At 69.1% G+C, this 16447-nt stretch carries 13 protein-coding genes; 7 read left to right on the forward strand and 6 right to left on the reverse strand.

Annotated features, from left to right (window positions below; translation table 11 throughout):
• Positions 1-13: 13 nt before the first annotated feature.
• From CCO03_RS01380 to CCO03_RS01395, 4 genes are all read left to right on the forward strand, one after another.
• Positions 14-1252 (forward strand): CaiB/BaiF CoA transferase family protein, encoded by a 1239-nt coding sequence (locus tag CCO03_RS01380; RefSeq protein ID WP_087276248.1) that lies wholly within the window; start codon positions 14-16, stop codon positions 1250-1252.
• 97 nt (positions 1253-1349) lie between these two features.
• Entirely contained in the window at positions 1350-2342 is a 993-nt protein-coding gene (locus CCO03_RS01385) for a tripartite tricarboxylate transporter substrate binding protein (protein WP_087283931.1), read from the forward strand.
• Between the two features lie 43 nt (positions 2343-2385).
• Positions 2386-3135, forward strand: coding sequence for an electron transfer flavoprotein subunit beta/FixA family protein (locus CCO03_RS01390; RefSeq protein ID WP_087276252.1), 750 nt, complete (start codon positions 2386-2388; stop codon positions 3133-3135).
• A 180-nt stretch (positions 3136-3315) separates the two neighbouring features.
• Positions 3316-4248, forward strand: coding sequence for an electron transfer flavoprotein subunit alpha/FixB family protein (locus CCO03_RS01395; RefSeq protein WP_087276254.1), 933 nt, complete (start codon positions 3316-3318; stop codon positions 4246-4248).
• Between the two features lie 136 nt (positions 4249-4384).
• On the opposite strand, the gene CCO03_RS01400 is transcribed toward CCO03_RS01395, so the two are convergent.
• Positions 4385-5467: a Zn-dependent alcohol dehydrogenase gene (locus CCO03_RS01400; RefSeq protein WP_087276257.1), complete on the reverse strand. Its 1083-nt coding sequence runs from the start codon at positions 5465-5467 to the stop codon at positions 4385-4387.
• A 443-nt stretch (positions 5468-5910) separates the two neighbouring features.
• Positions 5911-6750, reverse strand: coding sequence for an SDR family NAD(P)-dependent oxidoreductase (locus tag CCO03_RS01405; RefSeq protein ID WP_087276259.1), 840 nt, complete (start codon positions 6748-6750; stop codon positions 5911-5913).
• A gap of 527 nt (positions 6751-7277) precedes the next feature.
• On the opposite strand from CCO03_RS01405, the gene CCO03_RS01410 reads away from it, so the two are divergent.
• Positions 7278-8711 carry an FAD-binding oxidoreductase gene (locus CCO03_RS01410; RefSeq protein WP_087276263.1) on the forward strand — a complete coding sequence of 478 codons (1434 nt, stop codon included), beginning with the start codon at positions 7278-7280 and terminating at the stop codon, positions 8709-8711.
• A 921-nt stretch (positions 8712-9632) separates the two neighbouring features.
• A complete protein-coding gene (locus tag CCO03_RS01415; protein ID WP_087276266.1) occupies positions 9633-10307 on the forward strand; it encodes a Crp/Fnr family transcriptional regulator in 675 nt (224 codons plus the stop codon).
• Positions 10308-10663: 356 nt separating this feature from the next.
• Here the strand turns inward: CCO03_RS01415 and CCO03_RS01420 are convergent, their stop codons facing one another.
• The 3 genes from CCO03_RS01420 to CCO03_RS01430 form a co-directional block, all read right to left on the reverse strand.
• Positions 10664-11341 carry an alpha/beta fold hydrolase gene (locus tag CCO03_RS01420; RefSeq protein ID WP_087276269.1) on the reverse strand — a complete coding sequence of 226 codons (678 nt, stop codon included), beginning with the start codon at positions 11339-11341 and terminating at the stop codon, positions 10664-10666.
• A gap of 138 nt (positions 11342-11479) precedes the next feature.
• Positions 11480-12274, reverse strand: coding sequence for an ABC transporter ATP-binding protein (locus CCO03_RS01425; protein ID WP_087276271.1), 795 nt, complete (start codon positions 12272-12274; stop codon positions 11480-11482).
• Positions 12274-13167 (reverse strand): ABC transporter permease, encoded by an 894-nt coding sequence (locus tag CCO03_RS01430; protein WP_087283934.1) that lies wholly within the window; start codon positions 13165-13167, stop codon positions 12274-12276. Before CCO03_RS01430 ends, CCO03_RS01425 begins: the two co-directional genes overlap by 1 nt.
• Before the next feature lie 545 nt (positions 13168-13712).
• On the opposite strand from CCO03_RS01430, the gene CCO03_RS01435 reads away from it, so the two are divergent.
• A complete protein-coding gene (locus tag CCO03_RS01435; protein WP_157667434.1) occupies positions 13713-15848 on the forward strand; it encodes a hypothetical protein in 2136 nt (711 codons plus the stop codon).
• Positions 15849-15853: 5 nt separating this feature from the next.
• Here CCO03_RS01435 and CCO03_RS01440 read toward each other — a convergent pair whose 3' ends face one another.
• Positions 15854-16048 carry a hypothetical protein gene (locus tag CCO03_RS01440; RefSeq protein ID WP_087276278.1) on the reverse strand — a complete coding sequence of 65 codons (195 nt, stop codon included), beginning with the start codon at positions 16046-16048 and terminating at the stop codon, positions 15854-15856.
• Positions 16049-16447 lie beyond the last annotated feature (399 nt).

Raw genomic sequence — 16447 nt, forward strand, 5'->3', positions numbered from 1 at the left:
TGAGAGACCTCCCATGACCACCCAACAACTGCCCGACGACATGGACTTCCCGCTGGAAGGCGTGCGCGTGCTCGACCTCTCCCGCGTGTTTGCCGGCCCCATGTGCGGCATGGTGCTGGCCGATTTCGGCGCCGAAGTGATCAAGATCGAACACCCGGGCCGCGGCGACGACACGCGCGACTGGGGCATGCGCGTGGGCACCACGACCACGACCTACTTCAACGCGATGAACCGCAACAAGCGCTCCATCACCGTTGACCTGCAGACGCCCGAAGGCGTGAAGCTGATCCATGACCTGATCCCGCAGTTCGACGTCGTGGTGCAGAACTTCAAGACCGGCGGTGCCGACAAACTGGGCCTGGGCTACGAGCAGCTCAAGGCCATCAAGCCCGACCTGATCTACTGCTCCATCGCCGGCTACGACAGCTCGGGCCCCGAAGCCAAGCGCCCCGGCTACGACCTCGTCATCCAGGCCGAATCGGGCCTCATGAACATCAACGGCGAGCCGACGCAGCCGCCGCTCAAGTTCGGCGTTGCCGTGGTCGACCTGATGACCGGCATGTACTCGGCCCAGGCCGTGCTGGCCGCGCTGTTCCGCCGCGAGCGCACGGGCAAGGGTCGCCACATCGAGATGGCGCTGTACGACTGCGGCCTCACCGTCACTTCGTACTACGGCCTGGACGCGCTGCTGCTGGGCCACGATGCGGCCCGCATCGGCAACGCCCACCCGTCCATCGTGCCCTACGGCATGTTCGAGGCCGCCGACGGTCCGCTGATCATCGCCGTCGGCAACAACGGCCAGTTCAACCGCTTCTGCAACGAGGTGATCGACCGCCCCGACATCCCGCAGAACCCCAACTACAAGACCAACCTGGACCGCGCCACGCACCGCGAAACGCTGGTGCCCATCATCCTGGCCGCCATCAAGGCCATGCCGCGCGCCACGTTGCTCGAGCGCCTCTCGGCCTGCGGCGTGCCCTGCGGCGAGGTGGCCGGTGTGCACGAAGCGCTGACCAGCGAACGCACCCGCCGCGGCGGCTTGATTCAACGCATGCCTCACCCCGAAGCCGGCGAAGCCGATGTGTTCGCGCCGCCCTACCGCCTGGACGGCAAGCGCCTGCCCGTGCGCGCCATTCCGCCCACGCTGGGCGAGGGCACGCGCGAGCTGCTGCAAGGCTTGCTCCAGCTGTCCGAGGACGAGCTGCAGGCCCTCAAGGCCAAGGGCGTGCTGACGCTGCCAGAACAGGCGTGAGTTCCCGCAGGCGCACGGCGCCTGCACCGTGGCCATCCGCGGCCACACGCCATGCCAGGGGCTGTTGACCTGGCGTTTCCCTGAGATGGGCCTCTTCATGCTGTTCCGAAACAACCTGTCTTCGATGGCGCGCCGCGGCGTGCTGACCCTGGCGCTCGCCCCCCTGCTGGCGGGCACGGCCATGGCGCAAACCCCGTGGCCCAACGCCATGATCAAGCTCGTGGTGCCGTTCCCGGCCGGCGGGCCGACCGACACGGCCGCGCGCATCGCGGGTCAGAAACTGGGCGAACGCCTCAAGCAGACGGTGGTGATCGACAACCGCGCCGGTGCCTCGGGCTCGATCGCCGCGAGCCAAGTGACCAAGGTGCGGCCCGATGGCTACACCCTGATGATGCTGGCCACGCCCACGCTGCTGGCCCCGCACCTGATCAAGACCAGCTACGACCCGGCGCGTGATTTCACGCCCGTGGCCATGGTGTACGACCTGCCCATCGTGCTGGTGGTCAACCCGCGCCTGCTGCCGCAGGTGACGGACCTGAAGTCGCTGATCGCGCAGGCCCATGCCGACAAGCACCTGAACTACACCAGCGCCGGCACCGGCAGCTTTGGCCACCTGAGCATGGAGCTGCTCAAGCAGATGGGCGGCTTCGAGATGCAGCACGTGCCCTACAAGGGCAGCAGCCCCGCCATCGCCGACACCATCGGTGGTCAGGTGCCGGCGATGTTCGCCGACCTGGTGGCCGCGCTGCCGCACATCAAGGCGGGCAAGCTGCGCGCGATTGCCGTGGGCTCGCCCGAGCGCATCGAGGTGCTGCCGCAGGTCAAGACCGTGGCCGAACAGGGCTTCGCCGGCTACCAGGCCGTGTCCTGGGGCGGACTGGTCGCGCCGCCCGGCACGCCCAAGGCGGTGGTCGACCGCGTCGCGGCCGAGATGAAGCAGATCCTCGACGAACCCGAGACGCGCGCCAAAATGGCCGGCGCCGGGGCGTTTGCCCACTTCGTGCCGCCGGCGCAGTTTGGCCAGCGCATTGCACAGGACTACCAGAAATGGGGTCAGGTGATCCGAGACAAGCACATTGCAGGCGACTGAGGTTGCCGCACCCCTTTTTCACTCTTCCACAAGGACCCTCATCATGAAAATTCTCGTCCCCGTCAAACGCGTGGTGGACTACAACGTCAAGGTTCGTGTCAAGGCGGACGGCACGGGTGTGGACATTGCCAACGTCAAGATGAGCATGAACCCCTTTGACGAGATTGCCGTCGAAGAAGCGGTGCGGCTGAAAGAAAAAGGCGTGGCCACCGAAGTCATCGCCGTCTCGTGCGGCGTGGCGCAGTGCCAGGAAACCCTGCGCACCGCCATGGCCATCGGTGCCGACCGCGGCATCCTGGTCGAGTCCGCCGACGAACTGCAGCCCCTGGCTGTCGCCAAGCTGCTCAAGGCCCTGGTCGACAAAGAGCAACCCGGCCTCGTCATCTGCGGCAAGCAAGCCATCGACGACGACGCCAACCAGACCGGCCAGATGCTCGCCGCCCTGGGCGACTGGGGCCAGGCCACCTTCGCCTCCAAGGTCGAAGTCGACGGCGCCAACGTCAAAGTCACGCGTGAAGTCGACGGCGGCCTCGAAACCATCGAGCTCAGCCAGCCGGCCGTCATCACCACCGACCTGCGCCTGAACGAGCCGCGCTACGTCACCTTGCCCAACATCATGAAGGCCAAGAAAAAGCCGCTGGAAACCGTCAAGCCCGCCGACCTCGGCGTCGACGTCGCCCCGCGCCTCAAAACCCTCAAAGTGTCCGAGCCGCCCAAGCGCGGTGCCGGCGTCAAAGTGCCCGACGTCGCCACCCTGGTCGACAAGCTCAAGAACGAAGCCAAAGTCATCTGATCCGGTGCATTCCAGGGTATGACCCCACGCCCGATTCAAACTGAACGGGAAACCGGCCATACCCCTGATGCACACCTGGACACCGACTCACCCTTGAGCCTCCCCCGCGACCGCCGCCCGCGCACCTGATGCCCGCGTGACCGCCGCGACCCGCCCGAACACCTTGACCGAAAGATCACCATGACCGCACTCGTCATCGCCGAACACGACAACGCCAGCCTCAAATCGGCCACCCTCAACACCGTCACCGCCGCTCTCGCCTGCGGTGGCGACGTCCACGTCCTCGTCGCCGGAGAAGGCGCCGCCGCCGCTGCCGCTGCCGCCGCCCAGATCGCCGGCGTGGCCAAAGTCATCCACGCCGACGGCGCCGCCCTGAAGAACGGCCTGGCCGAAAACGTCGCCGCGCAAGTGCTCGCCATCGCCGGCAACTACAGCCACATCCTCTTCCCCGCCACCGCCTCGGGCAAGAACATCGCCCCGCGCGTGGCCGCCAAACTCGACGTCGCCCAAATCAGCGACATCACCAAAGTGGACAGCGCCGACACCTTCGAGCGCCCCATCTACGCCGGCAACGCCATCGCCACCGTCCAATCCACCGACGCCGTCAAAGTCATCACCGTGCGCGGCACCGGCTTTGACGCCGCCGCCGCCACCGGTGGCGCCGCCGCCGTGGAAACCGTCGCCGCCGTCGCCGACACCGGCAAAGCCAAATTCCTCGGCGCCGAAATCGCCAAGAGCGACCGTCCCGAGCTCACCGCCGCCAAGATCATCGTCTCCGGTGGCCGTGCCCTGGGCAGCAAAGAAAAGTTCGACGAAGTCATCACCCCGCTGGCCGACAAGCTCGGCGCCGCCATCGGTGCCAGCCGCGCCGCGGTCGACGCCGGCTACGCCGCCAACGACCTGCAGGTGGGCCAGACCGGCAAGATCGTGGCCCCGCAGCTGTACATCGCCTGCGGCATCTCGGGCGCCATCCAGCACTTGGCCGGCATGAAGGACTCCAAGGTGATCGTGGCGATCAACAAGGACCCCGAAGCGCCGATCTTCTCGGTGGCCGACTACGGCCTGGAGGCTGACCTGTTCGCGGCCGTGCCCGAGCTGGTCCAGGCCGTGTGAGCTTGAGCAGGTGAGCCGGCTGGCTCATCACGTCAAAAGGCAGTATGCCCCGGTTGCCGTTCAATTTTGAACGGCAAACGGGGCATACTGCCTTTGTCTCTGAGGAGGTGCCGCTGAATCACGGCACCCTTCAGGCTCAGTCGAACACGACGACGCTGCGCGCGATGCCACCGCGCTCCATGGCGGCAAAGCCGTCGTTGATGTCTTCGAGGCGGATGCGCTGCGACACCAGCTGGTCGAGCTGCATGCGGCCCTGCATGTGGAAGTCGACCAGGCGCGGGATGTCGACGGTGAAGTTGTTCGAGCCCATCATCGAGCCCTGGATGCGGCGCTCGAACAGGAACTCGAAGCCGTGGAACTCGACCTTGGTGCCCAGCGGGATCATGCCCACGATGGTGGACAGGCCGCGCGGCCGCAGCATGGCGAAGGAGTCTTCGGTGCACTTCTTGACGCCGATGCATTCGAAGGCATAGTCCACGCCGCCGTTGGTCATGGCGATGACCTTTTTCACCAGCTCGGCGTCGTTGCCGTCGATGCCGTCGGTGGCGCCGAAGAGCTTGGCCATCTCCAGCTTGGTGGGGTCGATGTCGATGGCGATGATGCGCGCCGCGCCGGCCAGGCGCGCGGCGTGGATGGCCGACAGGCCGACGCCGCCGCAGCCGAACACGGCCACCTGCGAGCCCGCTTCGATCTGGGCGCTGCGGGTGACCGAGCCGTAGCCGGTCAGCACGCCGCAGCCCAGCAGGGCGGCCAGGTCCAGCGGCATGTCGTCGCGGATTTTGACCAGCGCGTTCTCGTGCACCAGCATCTGCTCGGCGAACGACGAGAGGTTCAGGTACTGGTTCAGGTGCTCGCCTTTCCAGCTCAGGCGCTTGGACACCCCGGGCGGCAGCTTGACGGCGGTGTTGTTGCACACGCTGAGGTGGCCGCTGACGCAGTATTCGCAATGGCCGCAGAACACCGACAGGCAGGAGACGACGTGGTCGCCGGGCTTGAGCGTGGTCACGCCGTCGCCCACGGCCTCGACCACGCCCGCGGCCTCGTGGCCCAGGATGGCGGGCACGGGTGTGGGGTACTTGCCCTGGATGAAATGCAGGTCGCTGTGGCACAGGCCCGTGGCCTTGGTGCGCACCAGCACCTCGTTGCGCTGGGGTTTCTGGATCTCGACCGTTTCAATGGTCATGGGCTGACCGACGCCATGGAACACCGCTGCTTTCAAGTGAGTCTCCTGATGGTGAGTTTTCATGCCGTGGGGCGGCCCGCAGGACCACCCCACGCGGTCGAGTGTGGACCAACAGGGGGGTTTTGTGGTGCGGGCAAACGCCCATGGGACGCGCTGTCGCGCCCAGGGCACAGGTGCGGCCCGGCGGTCACGTGCGCTGTTGCGCCGACGCCTGCGGTGTGCGCAAGTCTGGCGGTGCAGCGGTGCAGCGGTGCAGCGGTGCAGCGGTGCGGAACGGGCTGCCATCAAGCCCTGACAGGGCAGGGCGAGCCCCCGTGCACGGCTGCGGCGCCAGCCTGCACAGGGGCTCGCTGCCGCGAGGGGCGGTGGCATCCCGACCGCGCCAGTGAGCACGGCCCGCCAGACCCAGCCCAGTCACGCCCTCGCGGGACATGCGGCGCGGTTCAGGCCCGGCGCGATGCGCCGCGCGGAGCCGTCGTTCAGGCGTTGCGGGCCATGAGGCCGCCGTCCACTGGGATGGTCACGCCCGTGATGTACGAGGCGGCGGGCAGGCACAGGCTGACCGTCATGTGGGCCACCTCGACCGGCAGGCCGTAGCGGTTCAGGGCGGTGCGGCGGCGCGCGAACTTCTTCTTGTCTTCGGGCGGCACGCGGTGCGTCATGGCCGTGTCGATGGGGCCGGGGCAGATGCAGTTGACGGTGATGCCCTCGGGGCCCAGCTCGACGGCGTAGGCGCGCGTCAGGCCTGTGACGCCGGCTTTGGCGGCCGCGTAGGCGCTGTTGGTGGCGGTGGCGCCCAGCGCTTCGGTCGAGGCGATGTTGACGATGCGCGGGGCCTCGGACTGACGCAGGTGCGGCAGGGCCGCGCGGATGATGCGCTGCTGCGCGGTCAGCATCACGTTCAGCGCCAGGTCCCAGCGCTCGTCGTAGTTGGCCTCGTCGACCGCGCTGCGCGTGGAGACGCCGGCGTTGTTCACCACGATGTCGATGCCGCCGAAGGCCTGGGCCACGTCGGCCACCACGCGGGTGATGGCCTGGGCATCGCCCACGTCCAGCGCAAAGGCCTGGGCATCGCCGCCGCGGGCGCGGATGTCGGCCGCCACGGCCTCGGCGTCCTGCTGGCGCAGGTCGGTCACGGCCACGCGCGCGCCCTCCTCGGCGAACACGCGCGCCGTGGCGCGCCCCATGCCGCTGGCCGCACCGGTCACCAGCACCACCTTGCCCCGCACCGAGCGGCTGAGCGTCGGGTCGTCGAACGCCGGGGCCTCGGCATTCGGGTTCCAGAGGGTGGGGGGCTGGCGGCGGCTCACGTCGGTCATGGTGTCTCCTGGCTTGGGGGATGGAAGGCACGCGCCTGGGGCGTGCTCGGGCCATGCTAGCGGCGGCCTGGGCGGCGGACTGTGCTTTGCAGCACTCGGCCGCCGGCCCTCGCCAATGCACCGGCCCGCGTGCCCGAATGACGGTGTCCATGCCGGCGCGCCGACAGGGCCTGCGGGGTGGGGCCGGCCAGACGCTGACTGCCGATGGGTTCTTGCCCGGCTGGTGGGGCCACCGCATCGGGTCCAGGCTGCGTCTGCCTGGCGTGCGGTCGGTGTCGCGGCCCGACGCCGCGGGCCGGGTTGGCCAGAAGCGCCTGGCCGGGCGGCGAAAGCCGGTTCAGCCAACGGGCGGTGCGACCAACGGCACCCCCGCAGAGGCCGCAACGGCGCAACAGCCGGAGCCCCCGGGCCTGGTCGGCCATCGGCCCCGGCCACTGGCGGCCAGGCTGGCGAGGACTACACTTGCCCGCCTGCGCCGTGCCTGCCCACCGCTGTTCGGGCGGCGTGGCTTTTGCCAGGATTTGCCCATGAACGCCCCCGAGACTCCCCCTGTTTCCGACCTGCCCGCGCTGGCCCTGCGCGAGGTGCCCGCCGATTTTCTGGCCGCGCTGGCGGCGCGCTTTGGCGACCAGATGTCCACGGGCGAGTCGGTGCGCGCCCAGCATGGGCGCGATGAGTCGGCCTACGTCCACATTCCGCCGCCCGCGGCCGTGGTGTTTGCCGAAAGCACCCAGGACGTGGCCGACACGCTGCGCCTGTGCAACGCCTATGGCGTGCCCGTGATCGCCTACGGCGTGGGCTCGTCCATCGAGGGCCAGCTGCTGGCCGTGCAGGGCGGCATCAGCCTGGACGTGAGCCGCATGAACCGCGTGCTGCACGTGAACGCCGAAGACCTGACGGTGACCGTGCAGCCCGGCGTCACGCGCAAGCAGCTGAACGAGGCCATCAAGGACACCGGCCTGTTCTTCCCCATCGACCCCGGCGCCGATGCCTCCATCGGCGGCATGAGCGCCACGCGCGCCAGCGGCACCAACGCCGTGCGCTACGGCACCATGCGCGAGAACGTGCTGGCCCTGGAGGTCGTGCTCGCCAACGGCGAGGTCATGCACACCGGCACGCGCGCCAAGAAGTCCAGCGCCGGCTACGACCTGACGCGCCTGCTGGTGGGCAGCGAAGGCACGCTGGGCGTGATGACGGAGGTCACCGTGCGCCTGCACCCGCTGCCCGAAGCCGTGTCAGCGGCGATCTGCCAGTTCCCCACCATCCGCGATGCGGTGCAGACCGTGATCACCACCATCCAGATGGGGGTGCCGATCGCGCGCGTCGAGTTCATCGAGGCACACACGGTGGAACTCATCAACGCCTACGCCAAGACCACGCTGCGGCCCGAGCACATGCTGCTGATGGAGTTCCACGGTTCGCCCGCGGGCGTCAAAGAGCAGGCCGAGACCGTGCAGGCCATCGCCAGCGAGCACCACGGCAACGACTTCGAGTGGGCCGACACGCCCGAAGGCCGCACCCAGCTGTGGAGCGCGCGGCACAACACCTTGTTCGCGGGCCTGGCCTCGCGTCCCGGTGCCAAGGCCGTCACCACCGACGCCTGCGTGCCCATCTCGCGCCTGGCCGACTGCCTGCTCGAGTCCGTTGCCGACGCCGAGGCGCACAACCAGCCGTACTTCCTGGTCGGCCACGTGGGCGATGGCAACTTCCACTTCGGCTACCTCATCGACCCCGACAGCGCCGAAGAGCGTGAGCGCGCCGAGGCGCTCAACCACCGCCTGGTGGCGCGCGCCATCGCCATGGACGGCACCTGCACCGGCGAGCACGGCATCGGCCTGCACAAGATGGGCTTCCTGGTCAACGAGGCCGGCCTGCCCGCGGTGGACGCCATGCGCGCCATCAAGCGCGCGCTGGACCCGAACGGCATCCTCAACCCCGGCAAGGTGTTCGCGGCCGATTGAGGCGGCGCAGGAGAAGCCACGCGCCGGTGACGGCCGCTGGCGTCGCATTCCCACGCGGTGGGGGACACCGCGAACCGCTTGGCCGGTCCCGTTGGAACCGGCGACATGACAATTTGATGGGGGTATGGTGCCCTGTCCGATGATGGTGAATCGGATGGTGAGGTATACCCCCTGATGGCGTCATCGAGCCGGTTGATGCCGACGCCGGCGCGTTGGATCGACTCAAGGCTCGGCTTGGGGCAGGGCGGACGCCGGGCCAGGCGTTGTGTGTATCCAAGGCGCCGTGACGACGTGCTGGCCGGGCCTGGGCCCGACAGGGTGGTCACGGCGCCCCAGGCGACACCGATGGCCAAGGCCTGGGTTTCTTCGGCCGCCCACAGCGTCTGCCCCATGCCGGCCAGCACGCGCCGGTGCCGGTCTGGGCATCACCGAGGCGGCGCTGAGGAGGCACACCATCGGCCAAGGCGCGGGGCCGATGCGCGACCTGGTCTCCGGCGGGCGTCAAGCCGATCGACCTGCGCCATCGCGGATGGCCCGAGCCGTCCATCCGCCTCCCACTGCGCGTGATGCGCGGCCTTCACGGGCTGCTGCTGGGCGGCATGTCCGGCGCCTGCGTCGGCCGTCCTTCACGCGCCATGCCTGAATCCGCGCTGAACCCGGGCCGCAGGTTCGCGGACGAGCCGCAGACCGGGTTCAAGTCACAGGCCATCACGCCCACGACCGCCGGCCATCCACCTGCCCAGGCGCGCGTCTGCGTGCATCCACCTTGCCCTGGCGGCCGCTGCCGCAGGCGCCGCCCTGCGCACCGTTCAGGTGCACGCCGTCGGCCGCCCGTCGGGCCGTGTGACGGAAGTCCCGGGGAATCAGGGATGTCTCGGGGGTGCAAGTGTTACCATTTCATGATAACTATGTGCACAGGGAATGATCATGTTAATCCAGGATTTGGAGCTGCTGGACCGGGTTCCGCTGCTGTCCGCATTGACCGATGGGCAAAAGGCGCAGGTGGCCCGGCTGATGGTCAAGCGGCGGTTTGAGCGGGGCGAGACCCTGGTCAAGCAGGACATGAAATTCAACGCCTTGTTCGTCCTGCTGACGGGGCAGGTGCGCGTGGTTCGGACCAATGAGCAGGGGCGCGAGGTCATCCTGGCCACGCTGCAGCGGGGTGACTACATCGGCGAGATGAGCCTGATCGACCACCAGCCCCATTCCGCCACGGTGAAGGCGGACCAGCAGACCGAGGTGTTGATGCTGGGTCGCACGGCGTTCGAGTCGTGCCTGCCCGAACCGGGCTCGCTCGCCCACGCGCTGCTGCACGGCCTGGTGCAACGCCTGCGCCAGGCGGACCAGACCATCGAGTGCCTGGCGTTGAGCGATGTGCAGGGCCGCGTGAAGCGGGCGCTGCTGGAGATGGCGGTGCGGGATGCGCAGGGCGAGCTGCGCATCCGCGACAAGGTGTCGCGCCAGGACATCGCCAAGCGCGTGGGGGCCTCACGCGAGATGGTCAGCCGCGTGCTGGGCAGCCTGCAAGCGCAGCAGCTCATCGAGCTGCTGCCCAACGGCGGGTTGGTGGTCAAGCGGGCGCTCGAACTCGCCTGAGGCGTGCGCCGGGGTGCGGGCAGCCTGGGGGTGTGGGCTTGCGAGGGCGGATTCATATCAGAGTATGAGTGATCTGCCGTTTTTCAAACAACGGAGATGACGCCATACTGCTTGCGTGTGTGCGATACGCCTTGACCTGCTGACCTGCATCGCCGGCCTCGGCTGCAGCCAAGGCCCCGGCCAAGAAGGCTGCGCCCGTCAAGTCGCTCGCCCCAAGGCCCCGGCGAAGCAGGGTGCGCCGGCCAAGACGCTGCTGCCAAAGCGCCTGCCAAGACGGCCCCGTTACGCAGACCCGTTCTGTCGAGGCGTTGCCGGGTTGCTGCCCACCGTTCGCCGTCCACGAGGCGGGGCGCGCGTCAGGCCGGCTGGCCCTCGGCCAGAAACGCGCGCAGCGGCTTGGCCAGCGCATCGCTGCCGAAGATGTAGCTGGCGTGGTCGTGCCCGGGCAGCACGGACAGCCGGCCCTGCGGCAGGTGTGCCGCGATGGCCTCGAACACGCTGCGCGGGCAAGCGTCGTCCTCACCGGCCACGACCCAGGCGGGCACGTCGATGCGGCGCAGCTCGGCCAGCGGGATGTCGGGCTGCGTCAGCATCAGCTGCATCAGCGGGTCCTGGGTCGCGGCCCATTGCGATTCGATCCAGGCCCGCGCCTCGGGCTTGAAGTCGGCGGGGCTGAGGTTGGGGCCGAGCAGGGCCAGGCGCGTGACCAGCTCGGGCCGGGCGAGCGCCAGCAGCAGGGCGATGATGGCGCCGTCGCTGAAGCCGACGATGGCCAGCGGGCCCGTGCCCTGCGCGTCGATGAAGGCAGCAGTGTCTCGCGCCATCGCCGCGTAGCTGCAGTCGGCGTGGCGGCCGCTGCGCCCATGGTTGCGGCTGTCGAGCAGATGCACCACGTGGTGGCGGGCCAGGCGACGCGCCAGCGGCAGCAGGCTGCGGTGGTCTTCGCCGTTGCCATGCAGCATCAGCACCGGCGAGCCCTGGGTGCCCAGGGTGTCGTGCCAGAGCTCAAGCCCGTGAATGGTCAGCGTCGCCATGTGCAGGAATGCATTGGAGGCAGTATGGGCTCATGGCTGATTAAAAATTAACGGGGATGAGGTGATACTGCCTGTTCTGATTGATGGCCGCGCATGACGATCCCGGCGCTGCTGTTGCAGCACCAGGCGCACACGCGGTCAGCTCAGCAGCAGCTTGTCGTCGGCCACGGCCTCGCCGCGCACGCGCTCGAACATGTGCAGCAGGTCGGCCACGTCGAGCTTGCGGCGTTCTTCGCCGCTCACGTCGAGCACGATCTGGCCCTGGTGCAGCATGATGGTGCGGGTGCCGTGGTCCAGCGCCTGGCGCATGGAGTGGGTGACCATGAGCGTGGTCAGCTGGTCCTTGCCCACGATCTGGTCGGTGAGCTGGAGCACGAAGGCGGCGGTCTTGGGGTCGAGGGCGGCCGTGTGCTCGTCGAGCAGCAGCAGCTTGGACGACTGCAGCGAGGCCATGAGCAGGCTGACGGCCTGGCGCTGGCCACCCGAGAGCAGGCCCATGCGGTCGGTCAGCCGCTTTTCCAGGCCCAGGCCCAGCGTGGCCAGCTTCTCTTGGAACAGCTCGCGCTGGCCGCCGCGAATGGCGCGGCCAAAGCCGCGGCGCTGGCCGCGTTGCCAGGCCAGGGCCAGGTTTTCTTCGATGGACAGGCGCTCGCAGGTGCCGGCCATGGGGTCCTGAAACACGCGGGCCACCAGGGCGGCGCGTTGCCAGGCGTTGCGGCGCGTGACGTCCTGGCCATCGATGGTCAGGGTGCCTTGGTCCACCATCAAATCGCCGCTGATGGCGTTGAGGAAGGTGGACTTGCCGGCGCCGTTGCTGCCGATGACGGTGATGAACTCGCCTTCGCGGATGGTCAGGTCGATGCCGCGCAGCGCGGGGTTCTCGATCACGGTTCCGGGGTTGAAGGTCTTGCGCAGTCCTTGGGCTTGCAGCATCACGCGGCTCCTGGTTGGCGGCGCTTGAGCTTGGCCTTGACCTGCGGCAGCACCAGGGCCACGGCCACCAGCACGGCGGTGATGAGGTTCAGGTCCTGCGCCTTCAGGCCGATGAAGTCGGCTTGCAGCGCCAGCGCGATGAACAGGCGGTACACCACGGCGCCGAGCACCGTGGCGATGATGATGGTGCGCATCAGGCGGCTGGGCAGCAGGGTCTCGCCGATGATCACGGCGGCCAGCCCGATCACGATGGTGCCCACGCCCATGTTCACGTCGGCCCCGCCTTGCGACTGCACGTAGAAGGCGCCGCCCAGTGCGATGAGCGCGTTCGACAGCGCCATGCCGCCCAGCGTCAGGCGGTCGGTCGAGATGCCCTGGGCGCGTGCCATGCGCGGGTTGGCGCCCGTGGCACGCAGGGCCAGCCCCAGCTGCGAGCTGAAGAACCAGGCCAGCGCCAGCATGGCGACGACCACGACCACGGCCAGCACCAGCGGCTGCATCCAGATGGCGTTGGTGTCGTTCACCAGCGGTGTGAAGACCGTGGTTTCACCCAGCAGCGGCACGTTGGGCGCGCCGGCGATGCGCAGGTTGATCGAGTACAGCGCGATCATGGTCAGGATGGACGCCAGCAGCTGCAGGATGTTCAGCCGCACGTTGAGCCAGGCCGTGAGCAGCCCCGCCACGGCCCCGGCCAGGGCCGCGCACAGGCTGGCCACCCAGGGGTTGTAGCCGCCCACGATCATCACGGCCGCCACCACGCCACCCAGCGGAAAGCTGCCATCGGCGGTGAGGTCGGGAAAATCCAGGATGCGAAACGAGATCAGCACCCCCAGCGCGACGAGCGCAAAGATGAGGCCGATCTCCAGCGCACCCATGAACGAAATGAAGGTCATGGCGCCACTTTCCTCGTGCAGCAGCCCAGTCTTGCGCTGGGCCTTCGGTGAATGTCGATGCCCGCAGCGCCAGGCAAAAAACAAAGGCCAGCCTGGCGGGCAAGGCTGGCCCGTTTGGCGTCGGGGTGCGCGCATTTTAGGCGATGGGTCTGGCGCGCAAGGGGTGGTGCGCCCTGGGACAAGCCCGGTGCCCTGGCGCCGGAGAGCTGCGGCGGCGTGAGGGGTCGGCAGGCTGTGCAGCACGGCGTGAGCACCTGCTGCTCGTCACCCAACAACACGCCCGCCCCGGTGTGCTTGCGCTCCAGTAGGCGCCGGGCCGTCTGCGGCGGCCGGGTCGCTCGCGGGTTGGGCATCGTCATGAGGGTGCAGCCGTACCGGTCAACCGGCGCGTGCGCACCGCGGCAAATCTGACGCCGCGCCGCCTTTTGGCGTGGCGGCCCTGCCACGGCCACCCGCGACCCGGGGCCGGCCACTACAGTGCTGGCAAGAGGGCGTTCTGGCAGTGACCAGGGCGGGGATAGGCCCTTCGAGCAGGAGCAGTCAGCATGCAGACAACAACAGGAACCGTGGCTGAAATGGGGCGCCGTGGCGTGGCCCGAATGGCGTTGGGCGCCGCCGGCCTGCTCGCCGCCTCGGCGACCTGGGCCGCCGCAGGTGCGCCGCTGCCGCGGTGCTCGGCCAGCGCCGCGTCGTTCTACCTGATGCAGTACACCGAGGCGACGGCACCGAGCACGGCGCCCACGACCACGTTGTCCCGAGCCGCCGTGCCGGCCACTGGCGCGGTCACGCTCAACCCGGTCTGGAGCGGCCAGACCGCCCCCACGCCGTCCCCGCGCGACCTGTCGCGCAATGCCGGCGCCACGGTGGCTGGTGGCATGGCCAACGACGGCTACATCTACGCCATGCGGGCCGTGGGCACCCAGGAGCCCGGCTGGGACTTGCAAGGCGGGCTGTGGACCAGCGAGTGGCGCACACACACGCGCCATTACGAAATGCTGCGCTATGGCCGCGATGGCGTGGACAACCTGGGCATCGTCGATGGCTTGGGGATTTACCTCACCTCGACCGCCGCGGGCGGCACCTCGGTCACCGGTGCCATCGACGCCCGGCTGGGCCCCAACTTCAACGCGGCCGACGTGGACCCCGTGACCGGCGTGCTGTACCTCGCGAGCTTCCAGACCGGCGGCGCGCTCAACCGCGTGTTCCGCATCGACATCACCCAGTCACCGCCCAAGTACCTCAGCACCCTGGATCTGAGCAGCGCCATCCCGGGCACCCAGTCGGGGGACTTCGCCATCGATGCGGCGGGCGAGTGGGCCTATGGCGTGGCCAACACGTCGTTCACCGGCCAAAGCTACCGGTTCAACCTGGCCACGGGCGTTGTGCAGTCATTGGGCAGCACGTTCTTCAGCTTGCCGTTTGGCGGCGCTGCGCGCCTGCTCAACGACCCCAGCAAATTCGCGTTCTATGGCTTCGGCACGCGCGTGATGACGGCGCCCGCCGGCACGCTGGGGAACACTCAGGCCACCAGCTCGGCCGACAGCGCGGATGCCGCCTCGTGCCTGCCCAAGTTCATCGCCACGCTGCAGTGCACGCCCACCGACCTGGTGGACGCCGACGGCCAGGTGGCGAACTGCACGGTTGCCCTCAACCAGCCGGCGCCCGCGGGCGGTGTGGCGGTGGCCCTGACGCCGGCGCCCGCCAGCCCCCGCTACAGCACGACCTGCGGCAGCAGCGTCACCGTGGCCGCTGGCGCCACCTCGGCGGCGTGCACCGTCACCGCCACGCCCAACACCGTGCCCGGCGACGGCGACGTCACCGCGACGGTGCAGCTGAGCACGCCCGACCCATCGGCCGACTACGAGCTGGGCACGCCCACGGCTGCGCTCGTCACCGTGCGCAACGACGACCTGCCGTCCGTCAGCCTGAGCTGCGCGCCCGACAGCCTGTTTGATTCGCCCGGTCAGACCGCCACCTGCACCCTCACCGCCAATGCGCCCGCGCCGGCCGGCGGTCTGACGGTGGGTCTGGTGCCGCCCACTGCCAACCCCCGTTACACCACCACCTGTGGCGATGCCCTGACCCTGGCGGCCGGGGCCACCACGGCCACCTGCACCGTCACCGCCGTGCCCAACACCGTGCCCGCCGATGGCGACGTACCGGCCGTGGTGAGCCTGGCCACGCCGGCTGCGGGCGCGGGCTACCAGCTGGGTGCACCGACCCAGGCCACCGTGCTGGTGCGCAACGACGATGCCGCGCCCCCGGTGGCGCAGGTGGTCTGCACGCCCGACAGCCTGGTGGACGCCGCCGGGCAGGTTGCCACCTGCACCGTGAGCCTGAGTGAGCCGGCGCCCGCCGGTGGGGTCAACATCGTGCTGGCGCCACCGGCCAGCAACCCGCGCTACACGACCAGCTGTGCCTCGCCGCTGCTCGTGGCGGCAGGGGCCACCACGGCCAGCTGCTTGATCACCGCCACCGCCAACACGGTGCCCGGCGATGGCGACGTGAGCGCTGTTCTGGGCCTGCTGCCCGGCAGCGGCTACACCGTGGGCCCGGCGGCGCAGGCCACGGTGACGGTGCGCGACGACGACCGCACCCCGCACCCCGTGCCCACGCTGGGTGGCTGGAGCTTGTTGCTGCTGGCCTTGGGCCTGGGCTGGGCGGCGCGCCGCCGTGCTTGATCGCGCTAACGGTTGGCGCGTCCCGGAGGGGGCGTCTGGGCGCCCCGGTTGCGTTTGGCCGCACCTCGGGTGATCACCCAGATCAGTGCGGTGCAGGCACCGATGATCAGACCACCGAACAACAGGTGAAGCGAGCTCAGCAGCGCGGCACCGACCAGAAACAGCGCTGTGGAGATGGCTCCAAACACGGCGAACATCATGGCGTTGATCTCCTGGATTGATCACGTGAGCATGTCGCTTCAGGAAGGTCGGTGCATGTGACGTCCATGGCCACGGTCACACCGAATCGATCTGCCAGCGAGGGCCCATCGAGGCCGCTTGGGCCATGCTGGGCACACATGCCGCGCTCGCCATCCATGGGCGGCGCGCCCGCGACAGGTTCCACCGTGCGAGCACCGAATGCGGCCGCGCCGTGTTCCTGGCCAAACCCTCCGGACCCCGGTGGGATCCGTTCGGGTCGTCACGCGCCAGCGTGGCCCTGCCAAACTCCACCGAAACGAGGTGCCAAGCCAGGTGAAGGCGCGCTACCGGGGGCTGGCCTTGATCCCGCTCGCTGCGCGCACAGCGCCCATCCGCACCGTCAGCCGGCTTCGCGCCCG

The sequence above is a fragment of the Comamonas serinivorans genome (assembly GCF_002158865.1).
In the GTDB taxonomy this organism is placed as follows: domain Bacteria; phylum Pseudomonadota; class Gammaproteobacteria; order Burkholderiales; family Burkholderiaceae_C; genus Comamonas_E; species Comamonas_E serinivorans.

Coding starts and splice junctions, on each gene's coding strand:
- CCO03_RS01380 (WP_087276248.1), top strand. CDS start 14: ATGACCACCCAACAACTGCCCGACGACATGGACTTCCCGCTGGAAGGC.
- CCO03_RS01385 (WP_087283931.1), top strand. CDS start 1,350: ATGCTGTTCCGAAACAACCTGTCTTCGATGGCGCGCCGCGGCGTGCTG.
- CCO03_RS01390 (WP_087276252.1), top strand. CDS start 2,386: ATGAAAATTCTCGTCCCCGTCAAACGCGTGGTGGACTACAACGTCAAG.
- CCO03_RS01395 (WP_087276254.1), top strand. CDS start 3,316: ATGACCGCACTCGTCATCGCCGAACACGACAACGCCAGCCTCAAATCG.
- CCO03_RS01405 (WP_087276259.1), bottom strand. CDS start 6,750: ATGACCGACGTGAGCCGCCGCCAGCCCCCCACCCTCTGGAACCCGAAT.
- CCO03_RS01410 (WP_087276263.1), top strand. CDS start 7,278: ATGAACGCCCCCGAGACTCCCCCTGTTTCCGACCTGCCCGCGCTGGCC.
- CCO03_RS01415 (WP_087276266.1), top strand. CDS start 9,633: ATGATCATGTTAATCCAGGATTTGGAGCTGCTGGACCGGGTTCCGCTG.
- CCO03_RS01420 (WP_087276269.1), bottom strand. CDS start 11,341: ATGGCGACGCTGACCATTCACGGGCTTGAGCTCTGGCACGACACCCTG.
- CCO03_RS01425 (WP_087276271.1), bottom strand. CDS start 12,274: ATGCTGCAAGCCCAAGGACTGCGCAAGACCTTCAACCCCGGAACCGTG.
- CCO03_RS01430 (WP_087283934.1), bottom strand. CDS start 13,167: ATGACCTTCATTTCGTTCATGGGTGCGCTGGAGATCGGCCTCATCTTT.
- CCO03_RS01435 (WP_157667434.1), top strand. CDS start 13,713: ATGCAGACAACAACAGGAACCGTGGCTGAAATGGGGCGCCGTGGCGTG.
- CCO03_RS01440 (WP_087276278.1), bottom strand. CDS start 16,048: ATGATGTTCGCCGTGTTTGGAGCCATCTCCACAGCGCTGTTTCTGGTC.